Source organism: Streptomyces sp. NBC_01537 (assembly GCF_045040445.1).
In the GTDB taxonomy this organism is placed as follows: Bacteria; Actinomycetota; Actinomycetes; order Streptomycetales; family Streptomycetaceae; genus Actinacidiphila.
In genome coordinates this window covers 5,654,309-5,675,099 of the sequence record NZ_CP109392.1, presented here as the reverse complement: position 1 = coordinate 5,675,099, position 20,791 = coordinate 5,654,309, and the positions used below count along the sequence as shown (strand labels likewise).

The 20,791-nt window shown below is 71.8% G+C and carries 19 protein-coding genes; 7 read left to right on the top strand and 12 right to left on the bottom strand.

Annotation, left to right across the window (positions count from 1 at the left end):
• Positions 1-32 precede the first annotated feature (32 nt).
• Both OG607_RS26235 and OG607_RS26230 read right to left on the bottom strand, forming a co-directional pair.
• Positions 33-2,444 carry a PQQ-binding-like beta-propeller repeat protein gene (locus OG607_RS26235; RefSeq protein ID WP_405728222.1) on the bottom strand — a complete coding sequence of 804 codons (2,412 nt, stop codon included), beginning with the start codon at positions 2,442-2,444 and terminating at the stop codon, positions 33-35.
• A 177-nt stretch (positions 2,445-2,621) separates the two neighbouring features.
• Entirely contained in the window at positions 2,622-3,440 is an 819-nt protein-coding gene (locus tag OG607_RS26230) for a VOC family protein (RefSeq protein WP_405728219.1), read from the bottom strand.
• 166 nt (positions 3,441-3,606) lie between these two features.
• Between OG607_RS26230 and OG607_RS26225 the strand changes: the two genes are divergently transcribed.
• Entirely contained in the window at positions 3,607-4,254 is a 648-nt protein-coding gene (locus OG607_RS26225; RefSeq protein WP_405728217.1) for a TetR/AcrR family transcriptional regulator, read from the top strand.
• 137 nt (positions 4,255-4,391) lie between these two features.
• On the opposite strand, the gene OG607_RS26220 is transcribed toward OG607_RS26225, so the two are convergent.
• Positions 4,392-4,871: a nitroreductase family deazaflavin-dependent oxidoreductase gene (locus OG607_RS26220; RefSeq protein WP_405728214.1), complete on the bottom strand. Its 480-nt coding sequence runs from the start codon at positions 4,869-4,871 to the stop codon at positions 4,392-4,394.
• Positions 4,868-6,037 (bottom strand): acyl-CoA dehydrogenase family protein, encoded by a 1,170-nt coding sequence (locus OG607_RS26215; RefSeq protein WP_405728210.1) that lies wholly within the window; start codon positions 6,035-6,037, stop codon positions 4,868-4,870. The genes OG607_RS26220 and OG607_RS26215 overlap by 4 nt, the downstream gene beginning before the upstream one ends.
• A gap of 51 nt (positions 6,038-6,088) precedes the next feature.
• On the opposite strand from OG607_RS26215, the gene OG607_RS26210 reads away from it, so the two are divergent.
• Positions 6,089-7,276 (top strand): thiolase C-terminal domain-containing protein, encoded by a 1,188-nt coding sequence (locus OG607_RS26210; RefSeq protein WP_405728207.1) that lies wholly within the window; start codon positions 6,089-6,091, stop codon positions 7,274-7,276.
• A gap of 10 nt (positions 7,277-7,286) precedes the next feature.
• On the opposite strand, the gene OG607_RS26205 is transcribed toward OG607_RS26210, so the two are convergent.
• Genes OG607_RS26205 through OG607_RS26190 form a run of 4 tightly spaced genes read right to left on the bottom strand, consistent with a single transcriptional unit; the run spans position 7,287 to position 9,319 of the window.
• Entirely contained in the window at positions 7,287-7,907 is a 621-nt protein-coding gene (locus tag OG607_RS26205) for a hypothetical protein (protein WP_405728204.1), read from the bottom strand.
• A complete protein-coding gene (locus OG607_RS26200; RefSeq protein WP_405728201.1) occupies positions 7,904-8,455 on the bottom strand; it encodes a GNAT family N-acetyltransferase in 552 nt (183 codons plus the stop codon). The genes OG607_RS26205 and OG607_RS26200 overlap by 4 nt, the downstream gene beginning before the upstream one ends.
• Positions 8,456-8,462: 7 nt before the next feature.
• Positions 8,463-8,870, bottom strand: coding sequence for a Zn-ribbon domain-containing OB-fold protein (locus OG607_RS26195; RefSeq protein ID WP_405728198.1), 408 nt, complete (start codon positions 8,868-8,870; stop codon positions 8,463-8,465).
• A complete protein-coding gene (locus OG607_RS26190; protein WP_405728195.1) occupies positions 8,867-9,319 on the bottom strand; it encodes a DoxX family protein in 453 nt (150 codons plus the stop codon). The genes OG607_RS26195 and OG607_RS26190 overlap by 4 nt, the downstream gene beginning before the upstream one ends.
• Before the next feature lie 143 nt (positions 9,320-9,462).
• Here OG607_RS26190 and OG607_RS26185 point away from each other — a divergent pair, with 143 nt between their 5' ends.
• The 4 genes from OG607_RS26185 (at position 9,463) to OG607_RS26170 (ending at position 14,721) form a co-directional block, all read left to right on the top strand.
• Entirely contained in the window at positions 9,463-10,638 is a 1,176-nt protein-coding gene (locus OG607_RS26185; RefSeq protein ID WP_405728192.1) for a flavin-containing monooxygenase, read from the top strand.
• A 299-nt stretch (positions 10,639-10,937) separates the two neighbouring features.
• Entirely contained in the window at positions 10,938-13,124 is a 2,187-nt protein-coding gene (locus OG607_RS26180; protein WP_405728189.1) for an acetate--CoA ligase family protein, read from the top strand.
• Between the two features lie 58 nt (positions 13,125-13,182).
• Positions 13,183-14,019 (top strand): enoyl-CoA hydratase/isomerase family protein, encoded by an 837-nt coding sequence (locus OG607_RS26175; protein ID WP_405728186.1) that lies wholly within the window; start codon positions 13,183-13,185, stop codon positions 14,017-14,019.
• A gap of 72 nt (positions 14,020-14,091) precedes the next feature.
• Positions 14,092-14,721, top strand: a complete 630-nt coding sequence (locus tag OG607_RS26170; protein ID WP_405728183.1) for a flavin reductase family protein — start codon at positions 14,092-14,094, stop codon at positions 14,719-14,721.
• Positions 14,722-14,733: 12 nt separating this feature from the next.
• Here OG607_RS26170 and OG607_RS26165 read toward each other — a convergent pair whose 3' ends face one another.
• Positions 14,734-16,050: an MFS transporter gene (locus OG607_RS26165; protein ID WP_405728181.1), complete on the bottom strand. Its 1,317-nt coding sequence runs from the start codon at positions 16,048-16,050 to the stop codon at positions 14,734-14,736.
• 70 nt (positions 16,051-16,120) lie between these two features.
• Here OG607_RS26165 and OG607_RS26160 point away from each other — a divergent pair, with 70 nt between their 5' ends.
• On the top strand, positions 16,121-17,101 hold the full coding sequence (locus OG607_RS26160; RefSeq protein ID WP_405728178.1) for a GlxA family transcriptional regulator: 981 nt from the start codon (positions 16,121-16,123) through the stop codon (positions 17,099-17,101).
• Positions 17,102-17,120: 19 nt separating this feature from the next.
• Here OG607_RS26160 and OG607_RS26155 read toward each other — a convergent pair whose 3' ends face one another.
• The 3 genes from OG607_RS26155 to OG607_RS26145 are packed head-to-tail and all read right to left on the bottom strand — an operon-like array spanning position 17,121 to position 20,790.
• Positions 17,121-18,170, bottom strand: a complete 1,050-nt coding sequence (locus OG607_RS26155; protein WP_405728175.1) for a Zn-dependent alcohol dehydrogenase — start codon at positions 18,168-18,170, stop codon at positions 17,121-17,123.
• Positions 18,167-19,657 (bottom strand): aldehyde dehydrogenase family protein, encoded by a 1,491-nt coding sequence (locus tag OG607_RS26150; RefSeq protein WP_405728172.1) that lies wholly within the window; start codon positions 19,655-19,657, stop codon positions 18,167-18,169. The genes OG607_RS26155 and OG607_RS26150 overlap by 4 nt, the downstream gene beginning before the upstream one ends.
• A complete protein-coding gene (locus OG607_RS26145; protein ID WP_405728169.1) occupies positions 19,654-20,790 on the bottom strand; it encodes an acyl-CoA dehydrogenase family protein in 1,137 nt (378 codons plus the stop codon). Before OG607_RS26145 ends, OG607_RS26150 begins: the two co-directional genes overlap by 4 nt.
• Position 20,791: the final 1 nt, after the last annotated feature.

Genomic DNA, 20,791 nt, shown 5'->3' with positions numbered 1-20,791 from the left:
CCCTAACAGCAGCCGGGCAGTCCCTCCGGCCATCACCCCCGCCGGGCGGCCGTGTCCGTCCCCTTCACCGCGTCCAACGCGTAAACGCACCGGTCCTTGCTGCTCGCGTACACGACACCGCCGCTCACCACCGGCGACCCCGTGATCTCACCGCCCGTCTCAAGCTTCCACCGCAACTGCCCGCCCACCGCGTCGACCGTGTACAGACAGTGGTCCTTGGACCCGAAATGCACGCGCCCGTCGGCGGCCACCGGCGAACCGACGATCTCCGCCTGGGCCGCGAAGCGCCATTTCGGGGCCCCGGACACCGCGTCCAGCGTGTACAGCCCGTTCCCGGCGCCGAGCATCACCGTGCCGCCGACCACCAGCACCGGCTCGACGGACTGCCGCTGCTCCGTGGCGATCCGCCACCGGTCACGGCCGTCCACCGGGTCGAGGGCGTACACGGTCCCCAGGTAGTCGGCGACATAGACACCACCGCCCGTGACCCCGGCCCCCGGCACATACGCGGGCGGTCCGAACATCACCGCGGGCGCGTCGAAGCGCCACCGCTCACCGCCGCTGCGCGCGTCGAGCGCGATCACCCGGGCCCCCGCCGTGACATAGACGGCTCCGTCCGCGACCACCGGTCGCGTCGGCATGCTGCCGGGAGCCGCGGAGTCCCCGGTCGGATAGGACCAGCGCTCGGCGCCGGACGCCGCGTCGAGGGCGTGCAGCCGGCCGCCGCCGTGGAAGTAGACGACGCCGTCGATGACGCACGGCCCGGACTCCGGGCTCTCGAATTCCGTCTGCGCGCCGCCGCGCTCCCAGCGCAGCCGTCCGCCGCCCGCGTCCCAGGCCTGGACGCCGCCGCCACGGGTCCCGGTGACGACGGTGGGCCCGTCGGCCCGCAGGGAGTAGATCCAGCCGTCCACGGTCGTACGCCAGCGTTCGGCGCCGTCCGCCGCGTCGAGCGCGTAGAGGCTGGGCCCGTCGGAACCGTGGATGCGGCCCTGCTGTACGGCCATCGTCCACGCGACGTCGCGGGTCTTGAACTGCCGGCGCCCGGTGGCCACGTCAAGGGCGTGGACCTCGAACGACGTGACGTACAGCCGCCCGCCCGACACCACCGGCGTGCCCCACACGTCATTGGACATACGGAAGCGCCACGGCCGCCATTCCCCGGGGGGCGGCGCCTGTACGGGCACGGGGGCAGGCGGGGACGTCTGCGCGGCGGCGGGACCGGGACCCGGCCCGGCACCGGGGCCGACGCCAGGACCGGCGCCGCCGCCACGGCCGACCCAGCCCGCGACGGGGGCCTCGGCCTGCTCCCGCTCCTTGCGGTCGGCGACCCGGAGCCCTGGCCCTATGGGCGCGGACCCGGCGAACTGCACCGGCCCGGGGACGGGCCCAGGGACGGGTCCGGGCACGAGCCCGGGTACGGGAACAGGCTCGGCCGCGGCCGTCGCGGCGTGCCGCCCGCCGGCCGGTGGCCCAGGCGGGCCCGGCGGCACGGGCGGCGGCTTCGGCGGCATGGGCGGAACCGCGGCACCCGCGCCGGGGCGCCCGCCACTGCGACGCTGCTCTATCAGCGCGACGGCGTTCGACGGCAGCCACGCGGACGCGGTCCCGGTGTCGTCACCGCCCGCCGACGAGAAGAGGTGCGGCGCGAGCTGCGACTGCAGGTCGGCCGGGCTGGGCCGCTGGTCGGCCTCCATGCGCATGCAGGCCTCGATGAGCGGCCGCAGCTCGCCCGGCAGGCCCTTCAGGTCCGGGCCCTCCCGCAGCAGCATGAAAACCGTCTCGACCGGGTTGGCCCCGTGGAAGGGCGCGTGCCCGGTCGCCGCGAAGACCAGAGTGGACCCGAGCGAGAAGACATCGCTGGCCCCGGTCACGCTCCGCGAGTCCTTCGCCTGCTCGGGCGACATGTACGCGGGCGTGCCCACCGCCACGTTCGTCATGGTCAGCCGCGTGTTGGAGACCCCGGACGCGATACCGAAATCGATCACGCGCGGGCCGTCCTCGACCACCAGCACGTTGGACGGCTTCATGTCGCGGTGCACCAGCCCCGCCCCGTGGATGGACTGCAGCGCCTCCGCGACACCGGCCGCCAGCCACCGTACGGCCTGCGCGGGCAGCGGACCGGACTCGTTGACGATCTCCTCCAGCGAGGGGGCCGGCACGAAGGCCGTGGCCAGCCACGGCACGGCCGCCCGCGGGTCCGCGTCCACGACGGCGGCCGTGTAGAAGCCGCTGACAGCCCTCGCGGCCTCGACCTCGCGGGCGAAGCGGACGCGGAACAACTGGTCCTCGGCGAGCTCCGCGCGCACGGTCTTGATCGCCACGCGCCGGCCCGACGCCGAGCGTGCGAGATAGACCAGGCCCATGCCGCCGGCGCCGAGCCGGCCCAGCACCTCGAAAGGCCCGATCCGTCTCGGGTCGTGCTGCGTCAGCTGCTGCACCACTGCCCTGCCACCTCCCCGTGGGTTCCCCCCGTCCCGGGGTCCGGGAACTGATTCTTCCTGGGATGAGTATCAGTTGCGAACCCGGGGCCGTGTCGACACGGCGATTCTTGAGACGCGTAGCCGTTACCCATGGGTACGGCTGCCGTCTGTCTGAGGTTCAGCGGAACGCGAGAGCACTCAGCCGAGCTCCTGGATGATCGAGAAATTGGCCCCCTGGTCGTCGGCCACCGCCGCCCAGCGGCCGTAGGGCGAGTCCTCGGGGCCGCGGGTGACCCGGCCGCCGAGGCGCCGAATCGTTTCTGCGGCCCGATCGGCGTTCTCGACCGCGAAATACACGTTGAAGTGCGCCGGAAGCTCGGCGGGGAGGTCCTTCCCCATCACGTAACGCCCCATGACAGCACTGTCCGGGGTCGCTTTCTTGCCCTCCGGCGCGTACACCGCGTAATCGAACCCCGCGTCGCCCTCACTGCTTGCGCCGCTCTCGCCGCTCTCGCCGCCCTCGATCCGGGCGCTGTTGTAGCCGAAGACGGTCTCGTAGAAGCGGTCGACGCTCTCCGCCTCGCGCGTGAAGATCTCCGCCCACGCGTACGACCCCGGCTCCCCGGTCTTCTCGAAGCCCGTGTGCGTACCGCTCTGCCAGGCGCCGAAAACCGCGCCCCCGGGGTCGGCGGCCATCAGCATCGTGCCGAACGAGGCCACCGCCATGGGGTCCATGACCAACTGCCCGCCCGCCTCCACGATCCGGCGGGCGGTCGCCTGCGCGTCCGCCGCCGCGAGATACAGGTTCCAGACGGTCGGCATGCGCCCGTCGGGTTTGGGCGCGAGCGCCGCGACATTCTTTCCGTCCGCCGCGAACGCCTGCGTGTAGTAGCCGAACTTCTCCTCGCCGTCCTGGAAGGTCCAGCCGAAGAGCTCCCCGTAGAACCGCTTACCGGCCTCCAGGTCGGGCAGCATGGCGTCCGCCCAGCAGGGGACACCGTCGGCGTAACCGGCCATGGATTAATCCTCTCGATCCGCTCCGAAATATCACTTCAGACGGAGTGTCTGACTTGACACGCTATCGGCGGATCCTGGCGCGCGCCCGGGGAGAATTCGAACACCTGACCATCCCCATTTGCAGGCACCGAATCGCGCGCTGATCACCAAGCCGTAAACTGACGGCATGACAGGACAAGTTCGTACCGTCGACGGCCGTGTGGCAGGGCGGCGAGGACAGGCGACGCGGCAGAAGCTGCTCGACTGCCTCGGCGAAATGCTCAGCACTTCGCCGTACCGGGACGTCAAGGTCATCGACGTCGCCCGGATGGCGGGTACCTCCCCCGCAACGTTCTACCAATACTTCCCCGACGTCGAGGGCGCGGTCCTCGAACTCGCCGAGGAAATGGCCAAGGAAGGCGCCGGTCTGACGGACCTCGTCGCCGGCCGCTCGTGGGTCGGCAAGTCCGGCGCCACGGCCGCCGACGAACTCGTCGACGGCTTCCTCACCTTCTGGCGCAAACACGACGCCATCCTGCGCGTCGTCGACCTCGGCGCGGCCGAAGGGGACAAGCGGTTCTACAAGATCCGCATGAAGATCCTCAACGCCGTCACCAACTCCCTTACGGATTCCGTCAAGGAGCTGCAGGCGAAGGGCCGGGTCGACAAGGACGTCAGCCCCGCCGCCATCGCCGGCTCCCTTGTCGCGATGCTCGCCGCCGTCGCCGCGCATCAAAAGGGCTTCCAGAGCTGGGGTGTCAAGCAGGCCGAGCTCAAGCCGAATCTCGCCCTGCTCGTGCACCTCGGCGTCACCGGCAAGAAGCCGATGCGATAGCTCGCGGGAGCTCGCGCCTTTCCGACAAGTGATCAGTAGTCCTGCCTGCACCGACGCGGGCGCCGACCGGCCCTCGGGGGAGGTTGCCGGCCCGGCGCCCGTGCGGCGTTTTCAGGGACTGCGTAATCGTGGCCGCGTCACCGCGGTGTGAGCCGGAAGAGCCTGATCTCCCTCTCGATCCGCGCCGCATACGCCGCGTACGGCGGCCAGAACCGCAACAGCTCCTCCCAGGCCGCGGCCCGCGCGTCCCCCACCAGAAGCTCAGCCGTCACCGGAATGTCCCGGCCCTTCCAGCTGACATCCGCCTCCGGGTGCCGCAGCAGATTCGCGGTCCAGGCCGGATGATCGGTCCGCCCGAAATTGCTGCCGACCAGCACAAACGTGCCGCCGTCCTCCGGCATGCACGCCAGTGGCGTACGCCTCGGCAGCCCGCTCTTCGCGCCGACCGCCGTGAGGACGACCCCCGGCAGCATCTGCGCACTGAGCAGCACCTTCCCGCCGCTCAGCCGGTGCACGACCTTGTCCATCACCGGGATGACATGCGGCGCGACCTTCGCGAAGCCCCGCGTGGAGGAAACCTTCTGCACAAACGGCCTCAGCCGCTCGATGACAGTCATGCCGCTACACCCGTCCCCTCGAAAACCCCGGCCAGGTCCGCCGCATGCGCACGCAGCGCATGCGCGGGGCCGAAGAGCAGCTCATCCGCCACGGCCCGCTTGAAGTACAGATGCGCGTGGTGCTCCCAGGTGAAGCCGATCCCCCCGTGCAACTGGATCGCCTCCCCGGCCGCCGCCCGCAGCGCCTCCAGCCCCGCCGCCAGCGCGAGCCGCGCGCTCACCGGCCCCACCTCCCACGCCGCGTAGTAGGCGGCGGACCTCGCCGCCGCCACCTGTACGTACAGGTCCGCGAGGCGGTGCTTGACGGCCTGGAAGGACCCCACGGGCCGCCCGAACTGTTCGCGCACCCGTACGTACTCCACGGTCGAGGCCAGCGCCTGATCCGCCGCACCGACCGCCTCCGCGGCCAGGGCAGCCGCGGCGAACACGCCCGTACGGATGAGCGCGGGCCCGGGATCCCCGGCCTCCTCGCCGCCCAGCAGCTGCGCGGGCACATCCCGGAGCTGCACGCGCGCCTGCGGCCGGGTCTCGTCCAGGGTCGTGAGCCGGGCCCGTACGAGGCCGGGGGCGCCGGCCTCGACCAGGAAAAGCCGCGTGCGGGTGCGGGCGTAACCACCTGCATGCGCGGCGACGACCAGCAGTCCCGCGCTGTGCCCGCCGAGCACCTGGTCTGCCTGCCCGTACAGGGCCCAGCCGTCACCGGCTCGCCGGGCCTGGATGCCGCCGGCCCGGCCGCCGCCCGCCCAGGAGGGGTCGGGCGGCCCGGTGAGCCCGAGCCCGGCCGGCGGCGCGGCGAAGGCCGCCGTGAGCGTGCCGTCGGCGAGGCGCGGGAGGACGGCCCGGCGCTGCGCCTGCGTGCCGAGCTCGGTGACGAGCGGCATGGCCAGCAGGGCCGTGCCGAGCAGCGGCGAGGGCAGCATGGCCCGCCCGGTCTCCTCGCAGGCGAGCACCGCCTCCGTCGGCCCGAGACCGACGCCGCCGTAGCGGTCCTCCAGGGCCAGTCCCGGCAGGCCGAGCTGCCCGGCGAGCTGCCGCCAGAGCGCCTCGTCGTACCCGGCCTCGCCGCGCACGGCCGTCCTGACGTCGTCCGGGCCGCACCGCTTGTGCAGCAACTCCCGCAGCGTGCGCCGGATCTCGCCCTGCTCGTGCGTGAACTCCGCATCCATCCGCGAGCTCCCGTCGATTCAATTCCCCAAATCTGATGTACCGTCAGATTCATGCCGCCTCAGCGTACTAGCAGCAGCCGCAGAGTCGCAGTCCTCGGCATCGCCCTTTCCGACTGCGGCCGGGTCGACGACGCCACGCCCTACGCCCTGCATGCGCAAGCCGCCCGCCGCGCCCTCGCCGACTCCGGCCTGGACCGCACGCGCATCGACGGCTTCGCCTCCGCCGGCCTGGGCACCCTCGCCCCCGCCGAGGTCGCCGAATACCTCGGCCTGCGCCCCACCTGGGTGGATTCCACCACCGTCGGCGGCGCCACCTGGGAGGTCATGGCCGCGCATGCCGCCGACGCCATCGCCGCCGGCCACGCCAACGCCGTCCTCCTCGTCTACGGCTCCACCGCCCGCGCGGACCTCAAGGCCCGCCGCCGCACCGCCAACCTCTCCTTCGGCGCGCGCGGCCCCCTCCAGTTCGAGGTCCCCTACGGCCACACGCTGATCGCCAAGTACGCGATGGCCGCCCGCCGCCACATGCACACTTACGGCACCACGCTCGCCCAGCTCGCCGAAGTCGCCGTCCAGGCCCGGGCCAACGCCGCCCACAACCCCGACGCGATGTACCGCACCCCGATCACCGTCGACGAGGTCCTCTCCGGCCCCCTGATCGCCGACCCCTTCACCAAACTGCACTGCTGCATCCGCTCCGACGGCGGCTGCGCGGTGCTGCTCGCCGCCGAGGAGTACGTCGCCGACGCGGCCAAGGCCCCCGTATGGATCCTCGGCTCCGGCACCGCCGTCTCCCACACCACCATGTCCGAGTGGGACGACTTCACCGTCTCCCCCGCCGCCGTCTCCGGCCGCCTGGCCTTCGAGCGGGCCGGCGTCACCCCCGCCGAGATCGACCTCGCCGAGATCTACGACGCCTTCACCTACATGACCCTCGTCACCCTCGAAGACCTCGGCTTCTGCGCGAAGGGCGAGGGCGGCGCCTTCGTCTCCGACGGCAAGAACCGCCTCACCATCGACGGCGACCTCCCCGTCAACACCGACGGCGGCGGCCTCTCCGCCTGCCACCCCGGCATGCGCGGGCTGTTCCTCCTGGTCGAGGCCGTCCGCCAACTCCGCGGCGAGGCCGGTCAGCGGCAGGTCTACAAAGCAGGGAGGCGGCTGCCGCAGCTCGCCGTCGCCTCGGGCACGGGCGGCTGGTTCTGCTCGTCGGGAACGGTGATACTCGGCCGCGACTAGGGCCTGCCCCTCAGCCCGCCTGGACCTGCTCCGCGTGCTCGACCTTCACCAGCGCCCCGTACGCCTTGCGCAGCAGCGGCTCGGCGGCCTTCGGGTCATCCACCCGGCACACCACATGACCGCGCTCGTCCGGGCCGACCGACCGCAGGTCGAATTTTCCGTCCCACCGGTGCCAGTCGTCGGTGATCCGCTTGGCCAGCGCGTCGATCTGCTTGCTGGACGCGGTGGTGTCGTGCAGCCGCAGCCGGACCTTGCCGGGAACGCCCTCGCAGAGCGCGGCATCGAACGCCTCGGACGGGATGCGGTACACATCGACCCGCTGCGTCTCCACGTCGATCTCGACACCTGTGTAGTACTTGCCGTAACGGCTGCTCGCGGCGAGCTTGCCGACCCGGCCGACGGCCTGCTCGACGGCCGAGCCGTCCACCCATGGCGAGCCCATGCCGGCCGTCTGCTGCGGCGCCGGCGTGCTCACGGACGCCGTGACGCTCGCTCCGGGCCAGGGGCAGTCCGAGCCCGCCCGCGTCGCCCCGCTGGCCGTGCCGCCGCCCGGGGCCGAAGCCAGCAGCCCTGTCACGGCCACGGCCCCGACCGCGATCATGATGACGCTGTCCGCGCGAGGCCCTCTCATCGCGCGTCCGTGGCCAGGCGGGCATGCAGATGGATGTCGCGCGGCACTCCGGCCGTGTCGATCATGGCTCCCCGCAAAACGCCCTCCAGGGTGTACGCACAGCGCCGCGCGACCCCGCAGGACGCGTCGTTGCCGACAGCATGGCCGAGTTCGAGCCGATGCAGACCGAGATCACGAAAAGCCCACCGCGTGGCCGCCTCAAGTGCATGCGACGCGACCCCGCGGCCGCGCCCCTCCGCCAGAACCCAGTACGCGACCCGGGCATTGCGCATCGTGAGGTCGATCGCGCCGACGCCCAGCTGCCCGAGCACGGTCCCGCCCTCGGTTATGGCGAAGGAGGCGCTCGTGCCGCGTTCCCAGCCCTCAGCGCGGCTGCGGATGAACGCGCGGGCGCCCGCCTCGTCGGGGTCGGGGGCGTGCGCGGTGTTCCAGCGCCGGAAGTCAGGGTCGGACAGGCCGCGCAGCGCGGCGTCGACGTCGCTTTCCTCCCAGGGCCGCAACAGCAGTCCGTACGCTTCCAGCTCGACCGGTTTCAGCACGCCGCCCATTCAACATTCAAACAGCCGGCCGGAAGACCGGAACCGCCGGAGTCCCTTCCCCCGCAGGCCGGAAGCGGACCCGCAGCGGCATCCCGACCCACAGATCACCCTCACCGCAGTCCGTGATCTCGGTCATCATGCGCGGGCCCTCCGCGAGATCGACGACAGCGGCCACATACGGCACACGGTCGCCGAACGGCGGCAGGTCGTTGAGATGGACCACGGACCACGTGTAGAGCGTGGCCAGGCCCGAGGCCTGCTCCCAGTGGACGTCTTCGCTCCAGCAGCGCGGGCAGAACTCGCGGGGGTAGTGGTGGGGAGCGCCGCAGCCGGAGGCCCGGCAGCGCCTGATGAGGAGCCGCCCCTCGCCGGCGGCATCCCAGTAAGGCCGCGTGAAGGCGTCGATCTCGGGGACGTCGGTCATACGAAGATCCCGAAGGCGGCGTCCAGCGACCATGTCTGCCAGCTCATCGCGAAGAGTCCGACCAGCGAGATGAGCGCCATCATCGCGTTCTGCCCCTGCTCGGCCCAGTCGTGGATCATGAGCACGAGGTAGAGCAGATTGAGCAGCAGCCCTCCAACCAGGGCAATCGGCGTAAGCAGGCCCACCGTAAGCCCCAGCCCGAGGGCGAGTTCGGCGTAGACGACGACATACGCCATCGCCTTGGGTCGCGGCGTGACCACTGCCGCGAAGCCGCCCTGCACCACGCTCCAGCGGTGCTTGGCGGCGACATCGGCCGCCCAGGCGATGCCCGTACCGCGCTCGAACCAGCCCTTCTTGTCCTTGTGCCGCCAGCTCTCCAGCCACCACAGGCCGAGGCCGATGCGCAGCACGGCGAGCCATTCGGCGCCGGTGAGCCATATCGTCTGCATGGCAGGCCTCCCCTGGGCACGCGATCCACCCTGATCTGACGGTACGTCAGTTCACCGGATACGGGCAGCCCGGCGCAAGGGCCCCGGGCAAAGCCGCGCTACCTTCCGATAGGACCACCACCCCCGGCCTCCTGGAGCACCCCATGCCCGACACCTCCGCAGCCCCCACCACACCCGCCGCGCCCGACGCCGCGCCCGACGCGATCGTCATCGGCGCCGGCCCCGGCGGCCTCGCCGCCGCGGCGGCACTGCACAGACGCGGTGTGCGCACGCTCGTGCTGGAGCGGTCGGACGCCGTCGGGGCGTCCTGGAGACAGCACTACGACCGGCTGCACCTGCACACCACCAGACGGCTGTCCTCCCTGCCCGGCTTCGCGATACCCCGGGCCTACGGCCGCTGGGTCGGCCGGGACGACGTGGTCCGCTACCTGGAGCAGTACACGCAGGCCCACGGCCTCGACATCGCCACCGGCATAGAGGTGTCCCGCATCGAGCGCGCGACGGACGGGTCCGGCGGCTGGGCGCTGCCCGCCACCGGCGGCCGCCGCCTCACCGCCCGCAGCATCGTGATCGCCACCGGCACCAACCACACCCCCCGCCTCCCGGACTGGCCGGGCCTCGACACCTACGACGGCGAGCTGCTGCACGCCTCCGGCTATCGCAACGGCAAGCCCTACGAGGGCCGCGACGTGCTCGTTGTCGGCGTCGGCAACACCGGCGCGGAGATCGCCGTGGACCTGGCCGAGGCCGGCGCTTCCCGGGTGCGGCTCGCCGTCCGTACTCCCCCGCACATCATGCGGCGGTCCACGGCAGGCTGGCCGGCCCAGCGCACCGGCATCCTGGTGCGGCGGCTCCCCACCCGGCTGGTGGACCGGATCGCCCCGTACGTGGAGCGGATCAGCGTCCCCGACCTGTCGGAGTACGGGCTGCCGCGCCCGGACAACGGCCTGTACTCGCGCGTGCGCGAAGGCTCCATCCCGGTCCAGGACGTCGGCCTCATCGCCGCGGTCCAGGCCCGCACGGTCGAGCCCGTCGCAGCCGTCGAGGGCTTCGAGGGCCGCGAGGTGCTGCTCGCCGACGGCTCCCGCATCGCCCCGGACGCGGTGATCGCCGCAACCGGCTACCGCAACGGCCTGGAGCCGCTGGTCGGCCACCTCGGTGTCCTGAACGAGCGCGGCCGCCCCACCGTGCACGGCTCCCGGACCCCCAAGGAAGCACCCGGGCTGTTCTTCACCGGCTACACCAACCCCATCAGCGGCATGTTCCGCGAGATGGCCATCGACGCCGAGCGGATCGCCAGGGCAGTCGCCCGTCGATAGATCAACCCCCCTTCCCGGGTATGAGTACTTCAGGACCGGAGGCCAAGGCCGTCCGACCGCACCCCACGATCCGGCGGACCGGCCGACCTGGGCCCTGTCGTCAAAATCCCGCCTGTCCCGCGACATTTTGGCGACAGGGCCCAGTCCCCCTCAGCCGGCCGGCACGTCCCCCGGTTTTCGCACTCGTACGATCCTCCACAGGTTTCCCCCAACCGCGACCATTCCTGACGGTCCGTCAGTTCAGTAACCTGACATCACGTCAGTTCTCGTGGACCTATCGGCAGGAGCGGGCGAGACCCATGCTCGGATCGACATACAGCACACGCGACCCCGACCCCGCCGGCTCCGGCCGCCTCCAGCCACGCCCGGACGACATGGACGTCGGCGGCCGCCCGCTGCACGCCACCGTCCCCGACCTCGACCGGTTCTTCCGGCCCGAGTCCGTCGCCGTCGTCGGCGCGTCGGACGCCGAGGGCCGCCCCAACACGGGCATCACCCGGCAGCTCATCGCCTGGTCCGAGCGGGTCGGCGCCCGGCTCTACCCGGTCAACCCCGGCCGCGAGACCGTCTTCGGCCTGCCCTGCCACCCTTCCGTGGCGGAGCTGCCCGAAGGCATGGACCTCGCCGTCCTCCTGGTCTCCGACCCCCTTCCTGTCATCGGGCAGCTCGGCGAGGCCAAGGTGAGATTCGCCGTGGCCTTCGCCTCCGGCTTCGCCGAGACCGGCGCGGACGGCGCCGCCGCCCAGACCCGGCTGGCCCAGGCCGCCACCCGGGCCGGGCTGCGGCTGCTCGGCCCCAACACCAACCTCAACGCCTTCGAGACCTTCCGCGAGGACCTGACCGGACCCGCCATCGCCCTGATCACCCAGTCAGGCCACCAGGGCCGGCCGATCCACACCCTCCAGGAGCTCGGCATCCGGCTCAGCCACTGGGCACCCACCGGCAACGAGGCCGACCTGGAGACCGCCGACTTCATCTCCTACTTCGCCCAGCTGCCGGGGACCGGCGCCATCGCCGCATATGTGGAAGGGCTCAAGGACGGCCGCTCTTTCGCTCTCGCCGCCGACCGCGCCGCCCGCAACAAGGTGCCGGTCGTGATGGTCAAGGTCGGCCGCACCGAGACCGGCGCCCGCACCGCCGCCTCCCACACCGGCAAGCTCACCGGCTCCGACGCCGTGATCGACGCCGCCTTCCGGCAGTTCGGCGTCATCCGCGTCGACGGCCTGGACGAACTGCAGGACACCGCGGCCCTGCTGGCCCGGGCCAGGCCCCCGGCCGCCGAAGGCGTCGTCGTCTACTCCATATCCGGCGGCACCGGCGCGCACTTCGCGGACCTCGCGACCGCCGCCGGCCTCCCGCTGCCCACGCTCTCCGAGGACAAGCAGGCGGAGCTGCACCAGTGGATCCCGGAGTATCTGAACGTCGCCAACCCGGTCGACAACGGCGGCCACCCGGTCGGCGACTGGCGCGGCCGCAGGATCATCGACGCGATCCTCGCCGATCCCGCCGTCGGTGTCCTCATCTGCCCGATCACCGGTCCCTTCCCGCCGATGAGCGACAAGCTCGCGCAGGACCTGGCCGATGCGGCGGAAGAGACCGACAAGCTGGTGTGCGTGGTGTGGGGCTCCCCGATCGGCACCGAGGACGCCTACCGCCACACCCTGCTCGGCTCCTCCCGTCTCGCCACCTTCCGCACCTTCGGCAACTGCGTCACCGCCGTCCGTGCCTACCTCGGCCACCACCGCTTCACCGCCGCCTACCGCTCCCCCTTCGACGACGCCCCGCGCACCCCGTCCTCCTCGGCCCGCAAGGCGCGCGCACTGCTCCGCCCCGGCACGCAGCTGAGCGAGCACGCGGCCAAGCAGCTGCTGCGGGCGTACGGCATCCGCGTGCCGCGCGAGCAGCTCGTCACCAGTGCCGCCGGCTCGGTGCGCGCGGCCGGCCTCGTCGGCTACCCGGTCGTCATGAAGGCCTCGGGCGCGCAGATCGCCCACAAGACCGAGCTCGGCCTGGTCAAGGTCGGCCTGACCTCGGCCAGCCAGGTCCGCGACGCCTATCGCGAGCTCACCGACATCGCCCGCTACGAAAGCGTCGACCTCGACGGCATCCTGGTGTGCCAGATGGTCGAGCGCGGCGTCGAGATGGTCGTCGGCGTCACCCACGACCCCCTCTTCGGCCCCACCGTCACGGCCGGGCTCGGCGGCGTGCTCGTCGAGATCCTGCGCGACACCGCCGTCCGTATACCGCCCTTCGGCGACGCCACCGCGCGGGACATGCTCGGCGAACTGCGTGGCGCACGGCTGCTCGACGGCGTACGCGGCGCACCGCCCGCCGATGTCGACGGCCTCGTCGACGTCATCCTCCGCGTCCAGCGGATGGCCATGGAGCTCGGCGACAGCCTCGCCGAACTCGACATCAACCCGCTGATGGTCCTGCCGCGCGGACAGGGCGCGGTGGCGCTCGACGCGCTCGCCGTCTGCCGATGAGCCCCACGGCCCGGCGAAAGCGGGCCCGCCCGGACCTGCGAAAAGGAGCTTCTCCCCCATGACATCCTCCCCCCGGGATCCCTCCGCCGATCTGGTGGATCCCGTTGACTCAGTTGTACGGCACACCACTGACAACGGGGTGTCGTGGATCACTCTCAACCGCCCGGAGGCCATGAACGCCTTGACCTGGGACCAGCGCGAGAGGGTCATCCAGCTGCTCGAAGCGGCCTCCGCCGACCGGGCCGTCCGGGCCGTAATCATCACCGCGGCCGGCCGGGCCTTCTGCGCCGGCGCGGACCTGCGGGCCGGCACCGCCTCCGGCGGCAAGCCCCCGCCCGGCGATGTGGCCCGTACGATCCGGCGCGGCGCCCAGCGCCTCATCGGTGCCGTCCTCGACTGCGAGAAACCGGTCCTCGCCGCCGTCAACGGCACCGCCGCCGGCATCGGCGCGCACCTCGCCTTCGCCTGTGACCTCGTGATCGCCGCCGACACCGCCAAGTTCGTGGAGGTCTTCGTGCGCCGCGGCCTCGTCCCCGACGGCGGCGGGGCCTATCTCCTCACCCGCCTGGTCGGCCCCCAGCGGGCCAAGGAGCTGCTCTTCTTCGGCGACGACCTCCCCGCGATCGCCGCCGAACGCCTCGGCCTCGTCAACCGCGTCGTCCCCGCCGACGACCTCGACAAGACCGCCCGCGCCTGGGCCGAGCGCCTCGCCACCGGCCCCACGCGCGCGCTCGCGCTCACCAAGCAGCTCGTCAACGCCGCCCTCGACACCGACCGTACGGCCGCCTTCGCCGCCGAAGCCGCCGCCCAGGAGCTCAACATGGCCACCGCCGACGCCCAGGAAGGCGTCCGCAGCTTCGTCGAGCGCCGCGCGCCGGACTTCCGGGGGCGCTGAGTCCTCCCCGGCTTCGCGCGCCCGGCCCGCACCGGTTCACACCCCTTCCCATCTGACGATGCGTCAGCTTCAATGGGTGGTGTGATGGGACACGCAGGCATGGCGGCCACCGCCGTGCGCTATCTCCGGTCGGTCGGCGCCCTGACTGCGGCGGAGCCGCTGGACCCGCTGCCCCGCCCGGAGCTGCGGGCGGTGCGACCGGACGAGCGCGCACCGCTGGACCAGGGCGAATTCCGCCGGGTGCTGGGCAACTTCGCGAGCGGGGTGGCGGTGATCACCGCGCCCGGCACGGACGGCGACGGGCCCGCCGGCTTCGCATGCCAGTCCTTCGCCTCGCTGTCGCTCGATCCGCCGCTCGTCGTCTTCATGGTGGGGCGTACGTCCACGAGCTGGCCCCGGATCGCCCGTGCGGGCGTCTTCTGCGCCAACATCCTGGGCGCGGACCAGCAGGAGCTCTGCCGGGCCTTCGCGGTGAGCGGCGCGAACAAGTTCGCGGGGGTGGCCTGGGAGCCGTCGCCCGCGACCGGCTCGCCACAGCTGCCCGGCGCTCCCGCGTGGATCGACTGCTCGATCCACGCGGTGCACACCGGAGGCGACCATCTGATCGTCGTCGGCCGGGTGGAGGACCTGGGCTGCGACGCCGGGAGCCCGGGCCCGCTGCTCTTCCACCAGGGACGCTTCGGGAGCTACGTGCCCAGGTGAACGACGATCACGTCACACAGGCGCACTGACGGGCACCGGAGTCTGCGGTACGCGCCGCCGGATCACGAGCGCCATCAAAGCGGCCACTGCGCACAGCGCGCCGGAGCTGTACCAGACGGTGTCGTACGAGCCGAACGCGTCACGCGCAACACCGCCCAGGAAGGCGACAAGCGCAGCGCCCACCTGATGCGAGGCCAGAACCCAGCCGAAGACGATGGCGCTGTCGTCGCCGTAGTACTCGCGGCACAGGGCGATGGTGGGCGGGACGGTGGCAACCCAGTCCAGACCGTAGAAGACGATGAACAGCACCATGGGCGGGTGCACGGTGTCGGTCATGAGCATCGGCAGGAACATCAGGGACAGCCCGCGCATGCCGTAGTAGACGGCCAGCAGCCGCCGCGGACTGAAGCGGTCGGTGAACCACCCCGAGGCTATGGTCCCCACGATGTCGAAGACCCCGATGACGGCCAGCAGCGAGGCGGCGGCCGTCACCGGCATGCCATGGTCGTGGGCGGCGGGCACGAAGTGCGTTTTGACCAGGCCGTTCGTGGAGGCGCCGCAGATCGCGAAGGTGCCGGCGAGCAGCCAGAAGGGCCCGGTCCGGGCGGCCGACGCGAGCGCCTTGAGCGCACGCCGGGCGGCGCCCGGCACAGGTGACGGCTTCGGGATGAATTCCGGTGCGCCGTACGCCGCGAGACCCACGTCGGCCGGGTGGTCGCGCAGCAGGATCCACACGAAGGGCACCACGGCCAGCGCTGCGCAGGCGACGGTCAGCGCGGCCGGACGCCAGCCGGAGTGCTCGACGATGACCGACAGCAGGGGCAGGAAGACCAGCTGGCCGGTCGCGCCTGCCGCCGTGAGGACACCCGTGACCAGGCCGCGCCGGGCGACGAACCAGCGGTTGGTCACGGTCGCGGCGAAGGCGAGTGCCATGGAGCCGCTGCCGAGACCGACGAGGACACCCCAGCACAGCACGAGCTGCCAGGGCGCGGTCATGAAGACGGTGAGGCCGGCCCCGACCGCGATGGTGGTCAGCGCGCAGGCCACCACCCGCCGGATGCCGAAACGATCCATCAGCGCGGCGGCGAAGGGCGCCGTGAGCCCGTACAGCGCGAGGTTGATGGAGACCGCGAAGCCGATCATGCCGCGCGACCAGCCGAATTCGCTGTGCAGGGGGTCGATCAGCAGGGCGGGCAGGGAAGCGAATCCGGCGGCGCCGATCAGCGTCACGAAGGCGACCGCCGCCACTGACCAGGCGCGGTGGATGCGCGTCTTGCGCAGGGGCGGTCGTATGCCGGAAGGGGCGGCGAGCTCGGGTGTCTGCGTCACCGGATCAGTTTCGGCCACCGGATGGCACGGAACGAGTGGCCCGATAGCCATGATGTGCAAGGATCGGGCCATGCCCGCAGCGCAGAAACGTCCCCATCGCGTCGCTGTCCTCGTCCAGCACGGCGTCATCCCCTTCGAGCTGGGCATCCCCTTCCGGATCTTCCGCGGTGCGAAGAACAGGGACGGCGAACCCTTCTACGACGTCCTGACCTGCACCCCGGAAGGTCCCGGCCAGGTCCGGGCGGACGCGGACTTCGAAATCAGCGTCGCGCATGGGCCGGAAGCGCTGGAGGACGCCGACACCGTCGTCGTACCCGCGGCCCACGAGCAGTCCAGCGCCCATACCGAGGGCCGTAACCCCGATCCGCTCGCCGCCGCCCTCGACCGGATCCGGCCCGGCACGCGCCTGGTCTCCATCTGCACGGGCGCGTACTTCCTCGCCGCCGCCGGGCTGCTGGACGGCATGCGCGCAACGACGCACTGGAGCCACGCCGACCACTTCCAGAAGCTGTTCCCCCAGGTCAAGGTCGAACCGGACGTCCTCTACATCGACAACGGCGACATCCTCACCTCCGCCGGCGTCGCCTCCGGTATCGACCTGTGCCTGCACCTCGTGCGCCGCGACCACGGCACCGCCGTCGCCAACGCCAGCGCCCGTGCCACCGTCGTCCCGCCGCACCGCGAGGGCGGCCAGGCCCAGTACATCCGGCGGCCCCTCCCGGAACCGCAGCTCGCCACCACCGCCGCCGCGCGCGCCTGGGCCCTGGGCCGGCTCGACCGGCCACTGACGCTGCGGGAGCTGGCCGGGCGCGAGTCCATGAGCGTACGGACCTTCACCCGCCGCTTCCGCGAGGAGGTCGGCATCAGCCCCGGGCAATGGCTCGTCGCGCAGCGCGTGGAAAGGGCCCGCGGGCTGCTGGAGACCGGCGACCTCTCCGTCGACCAGGTGGCGCGCAAGGCCGGTTTCGGCACCGCCGCGTCCATGCGGCAGCACCTGCAGTCGGCGCTCGGGGTCTCGCCGACGGCGTACCGGCGCACGTTCCGAAAGTGACCGTTCGGAAGGTGACCGTTCAGAAGGTGAGGACGCCGCGCGCGACGCGGCCGTGGTGGGCGTCGTCCGCGGCCTTGGCGAAGTCTTCGACGGGATACGTCTCCGTGACGAGCTCGTCGAGGAGGAGCTGCTTGCGGCGGTAGAGCTCCGCGTAGAGCGCGATGTCGTGCTGCGGGCGCGAGGAGCCGTAACGGCAGCCGAGAATCGCCTTGTCGAGGTACATGGACGACACCCGGAACGACGCCTCCGCGTCGGCGGGCGGGACGCCCAGCAGGATGGCCTGGCCATGGCGGTCGAGCAGGTCGATCGCCTGCCGGATGAGCGAGGTGCGGCCCACGCACTCGAAGACGTGGTCCGCGCCGGTGGGCAGCAACTCGCGTACGGCGTCGGCCGAGCCCACGAAATCCGTGGCGCCGAAGAGCCTGGCCACCGCCTCCTTCGCGGGATTGGTCTCGACGGCGACGATCCGGACGGCCCCGGCCAGCCGCGCACCCTGCAGCACGTTGAGCCCGATGCCGCCGGTGCCGATGACGACCACGGTGTCGCCACGGCCGACCCTGGCCCGGTTGAGGGCGGCGCCGACGCCGGTGAGCACGCCGCAGCCGATGAGGGCGGCGGAGGTGAAGGGGATGTCGTCGGGGATCCGGACCGCCTGGACGGCCTTGACGACGGTGCGCTCGGCGAAGGCGGAGTTGGACGCGAAGTTGAACAACGGCTCACCCCGGCGCGTGAACGGCCTGCCGGGGCGGCCGATCGCCTTGCGGCACATCGTCGGCCGGCCGCGGTCGCAGTCCGTGCAGGTGCCGCAGTTGGCGAGGGTGGACAGCGCGACATGGTCGCCCGGGGCGACATGGGTGACCCCGGCGCCGGTCCCCTCCACGATGCCGGCGCCCTCGTGGCCGAGCACGACGGGGACGGGGAAGGGAATCGTTCCGTCGATGACCGACAGGTCGCTGTGGCACAGGCCCGCGGCCCTGATACTGACCAGGACCTCGCCCGGGCCCGGGCCACGGATCTCCAGGTCGTCGACGACCTGGGCCTGCGCGCCGTCGAAGATCACGCCTCTCATGACCACACCACCGCCTGGAGTTCGCTGTACACGCTGAGGCCGAAGGAGCCGCCGTCGCGGCCGATTCCGCTCTCCTTGAAGCCGCCGAAGGGCGTCTCGGGATGCCGCTGGGCGGTGTTGATGCCGACGTTTCCGCTGCGCAGGCGGGCGGCGACGGCCCAGGCGCGGCCGGCGTCGGCCGAGAAGACGTAGTCGTAGAGGCCGTATGCCGTGCCGTTGGCGATCTCGACGGCCTCGTCCTCGGTGTCGTAGGGAATGGCCACGACGACGGGGCCGAAGATCTCCTCCTGGGCGACGGTCATGTCCGGTGTCACGTCGGCGATGAGGGTCGGGGCGGCGTAGTAGCCGGGCTTGAGGTCGGGACGTTCACCGCCGGTGACGATACGGGCGCCCTGGTCGCGGGCTCCGGCGATAAATCCCTCGACCCGATCGCGTTGAGCAGCACTGATGAGGGGGCCGACGACAGTGGAGTTATCCACAGGGTCCCCGATTGTCAGTGACTGAGCGTATTGTTCAAGTGTGGTGATCACCAGCTCGTACTGATCACGGTGTACCAGCACGCGTGTTGGGGCCGTGCAGATCTGACCGGAATGGAAAGCCCATGTCGAACCGACAGCAGATATCGCGGCCTTGAGGGTCCGGCCCGGCCGGCCCCCTTCCGCGACCGCGTCCTGAAGGACGATGGCCGCGCCCTTGCCGCCCAGTTCCAGCAGGGTCCGTTTCATCGCCCCGCCGGCCGACCGCGCGATCGCCTTCCCGACCGCCGTCGAGCCGGTGAAGCTGATCATGTCGATGTCCGGATGTGCGACCAGCGCCTCACCCGCCGTCGCACCCGAGCCGGTGATGACGTTGAACACGCCGTCGGGCAGACCTGCCTCCTTCATGACCTCACCCAGGAGGAGGCAGGTCAGCGGGTCCTGCGGAGCCGGCTTGGCGACGACCGTATTGCCCATGGCCAGCGCGGGCGCGACCTTGCCCGCAAGATTCACGATCGGGAAGTTGTAGGAGGTGATGCATCCGACGACCCCAACAGGACGGCGTACGGCGGCGGCGCCGACGAGCCCGCCCGCCGCGAGCGGCGTGGCCCTGACGGGCTGCGGCGCCAGCGGGACGGTGTCGGGTTCGACCGCGCCGCGCGCATAACGCCGGAACCGGTCAACCGCCGTAGGAATCTGCATGCTTGACGCGACCCGGATCGTCGCCCCCGTCTCCGACTGGAGCAGCGGTACGAGATCCGCCGACCGCGAAACGAGGACATCCGCGATCCTTTCCAGGACCGCCGCACGCTTCGCCGGGCTCGTACGGGACCACTGCCCGTACGCCTCCCGGGCCGCGCGCACCGCCTCGTCCACCTCCGCCGGGCCCGCTTCGGGGGCGTGCCCGACGGTCTGCTCCGTGGCCGGATTGACAACTGCATAGTGTGCTTCAGCGGGTTGCCGCCACTGTCCGCCGATCCAATGCGCGTAACGCTTCACCGGCGAGGTCATCCTCGGGGCTCCTTCGGGAGGCCGAGCACCCGCTCGGCGATGATGGTGCGCTGGATTTCGTCCGAGCCGCCGTAGATGGTGTCGGCGCGGCTGAAGAGCAACAGCCGCTGCGTCTCGTCGAGTTCATAAGGGGCTTCCTGCGCCCAGTCCGCCGGCCCCGCGGTCGCCGCCGCCCCGCGTACGGCCACCGCCAGCTCGCCGAGGCGCTGGTGCCAGCCGCCCCACAGCAGCTTGGCCACGCTGGGGGCCGCCGGATCAGTGGTGCCGAGGGTGCGCAGGGCGTTCCATCGCATCATCTTCAGCTCTGCCCACTGGCGGACGATGCGGTCGCGCACAGCGGGGTCACCGGTGGCGCCGGAGGCGGCGGCCTGCGCCACGACCCCGCTCAGCTCCCGCTCGAATCCGATCTGCTGGACCAGGGTGGAAACGCCGCGCTCATATCCGAGCAGGGCCATGGCCACCCGCCAGCCGTTGCCCGCTCCGCCGACGATGTGCCCGGCGTCGGCGTGCGCGCCGTCGAACCAGACCTCGTTGAATTCGGCGGTGCCGGTCAGCTGGCGGATCGGCCTGACCTCGATCCGGTCGGGCTGTCGCATCGGGACCAGGAGGAGACTCAGTCCGTGATGGCGGCGGGAGTCCGGATCGGTCCTGGCCAGCACAAAGCACCAGTCGGCCTCGTGCGCGAGTGACGTCCAGATCTTCTGCCCCGTCACCCGGTAACCGCCGTCGCCGTCCCGCTCCGCGGTGGTCCGGATCCCGGCGAGATCCGAGCCCGCCCCCGGCTCGCTGTAGCCCTGGCACCACAGTTCCTCTCCGCGCGCGATCGCCGGCAGGAAGCGGTCCTGCTGTGCCAAGCTGCCGTGTGTCTCCAGCGTGGGCGCGAGCAGGTTCTCCCCGATGTGACCCGCCCTGCCCGGGGCGCCCGCCCGGGCGTACTCCTCGCCCCAGGCGACCTGTTGGGCCAGGTCGGCATGCCGGTTGCCGTACTCGCCCTTCCAGGCCAGGCCGATCCAGCCGTCGGCTCCCAGCGTCCGTTCCCACTCCTGCCCCCCGGTCCCTCCCGGGTGTTCGGCCAGCCATGCGCGGGCCTCCGCGCGGAAGGTCTCGGCCGCCGGGCCGAGGCTGAAGTCCACG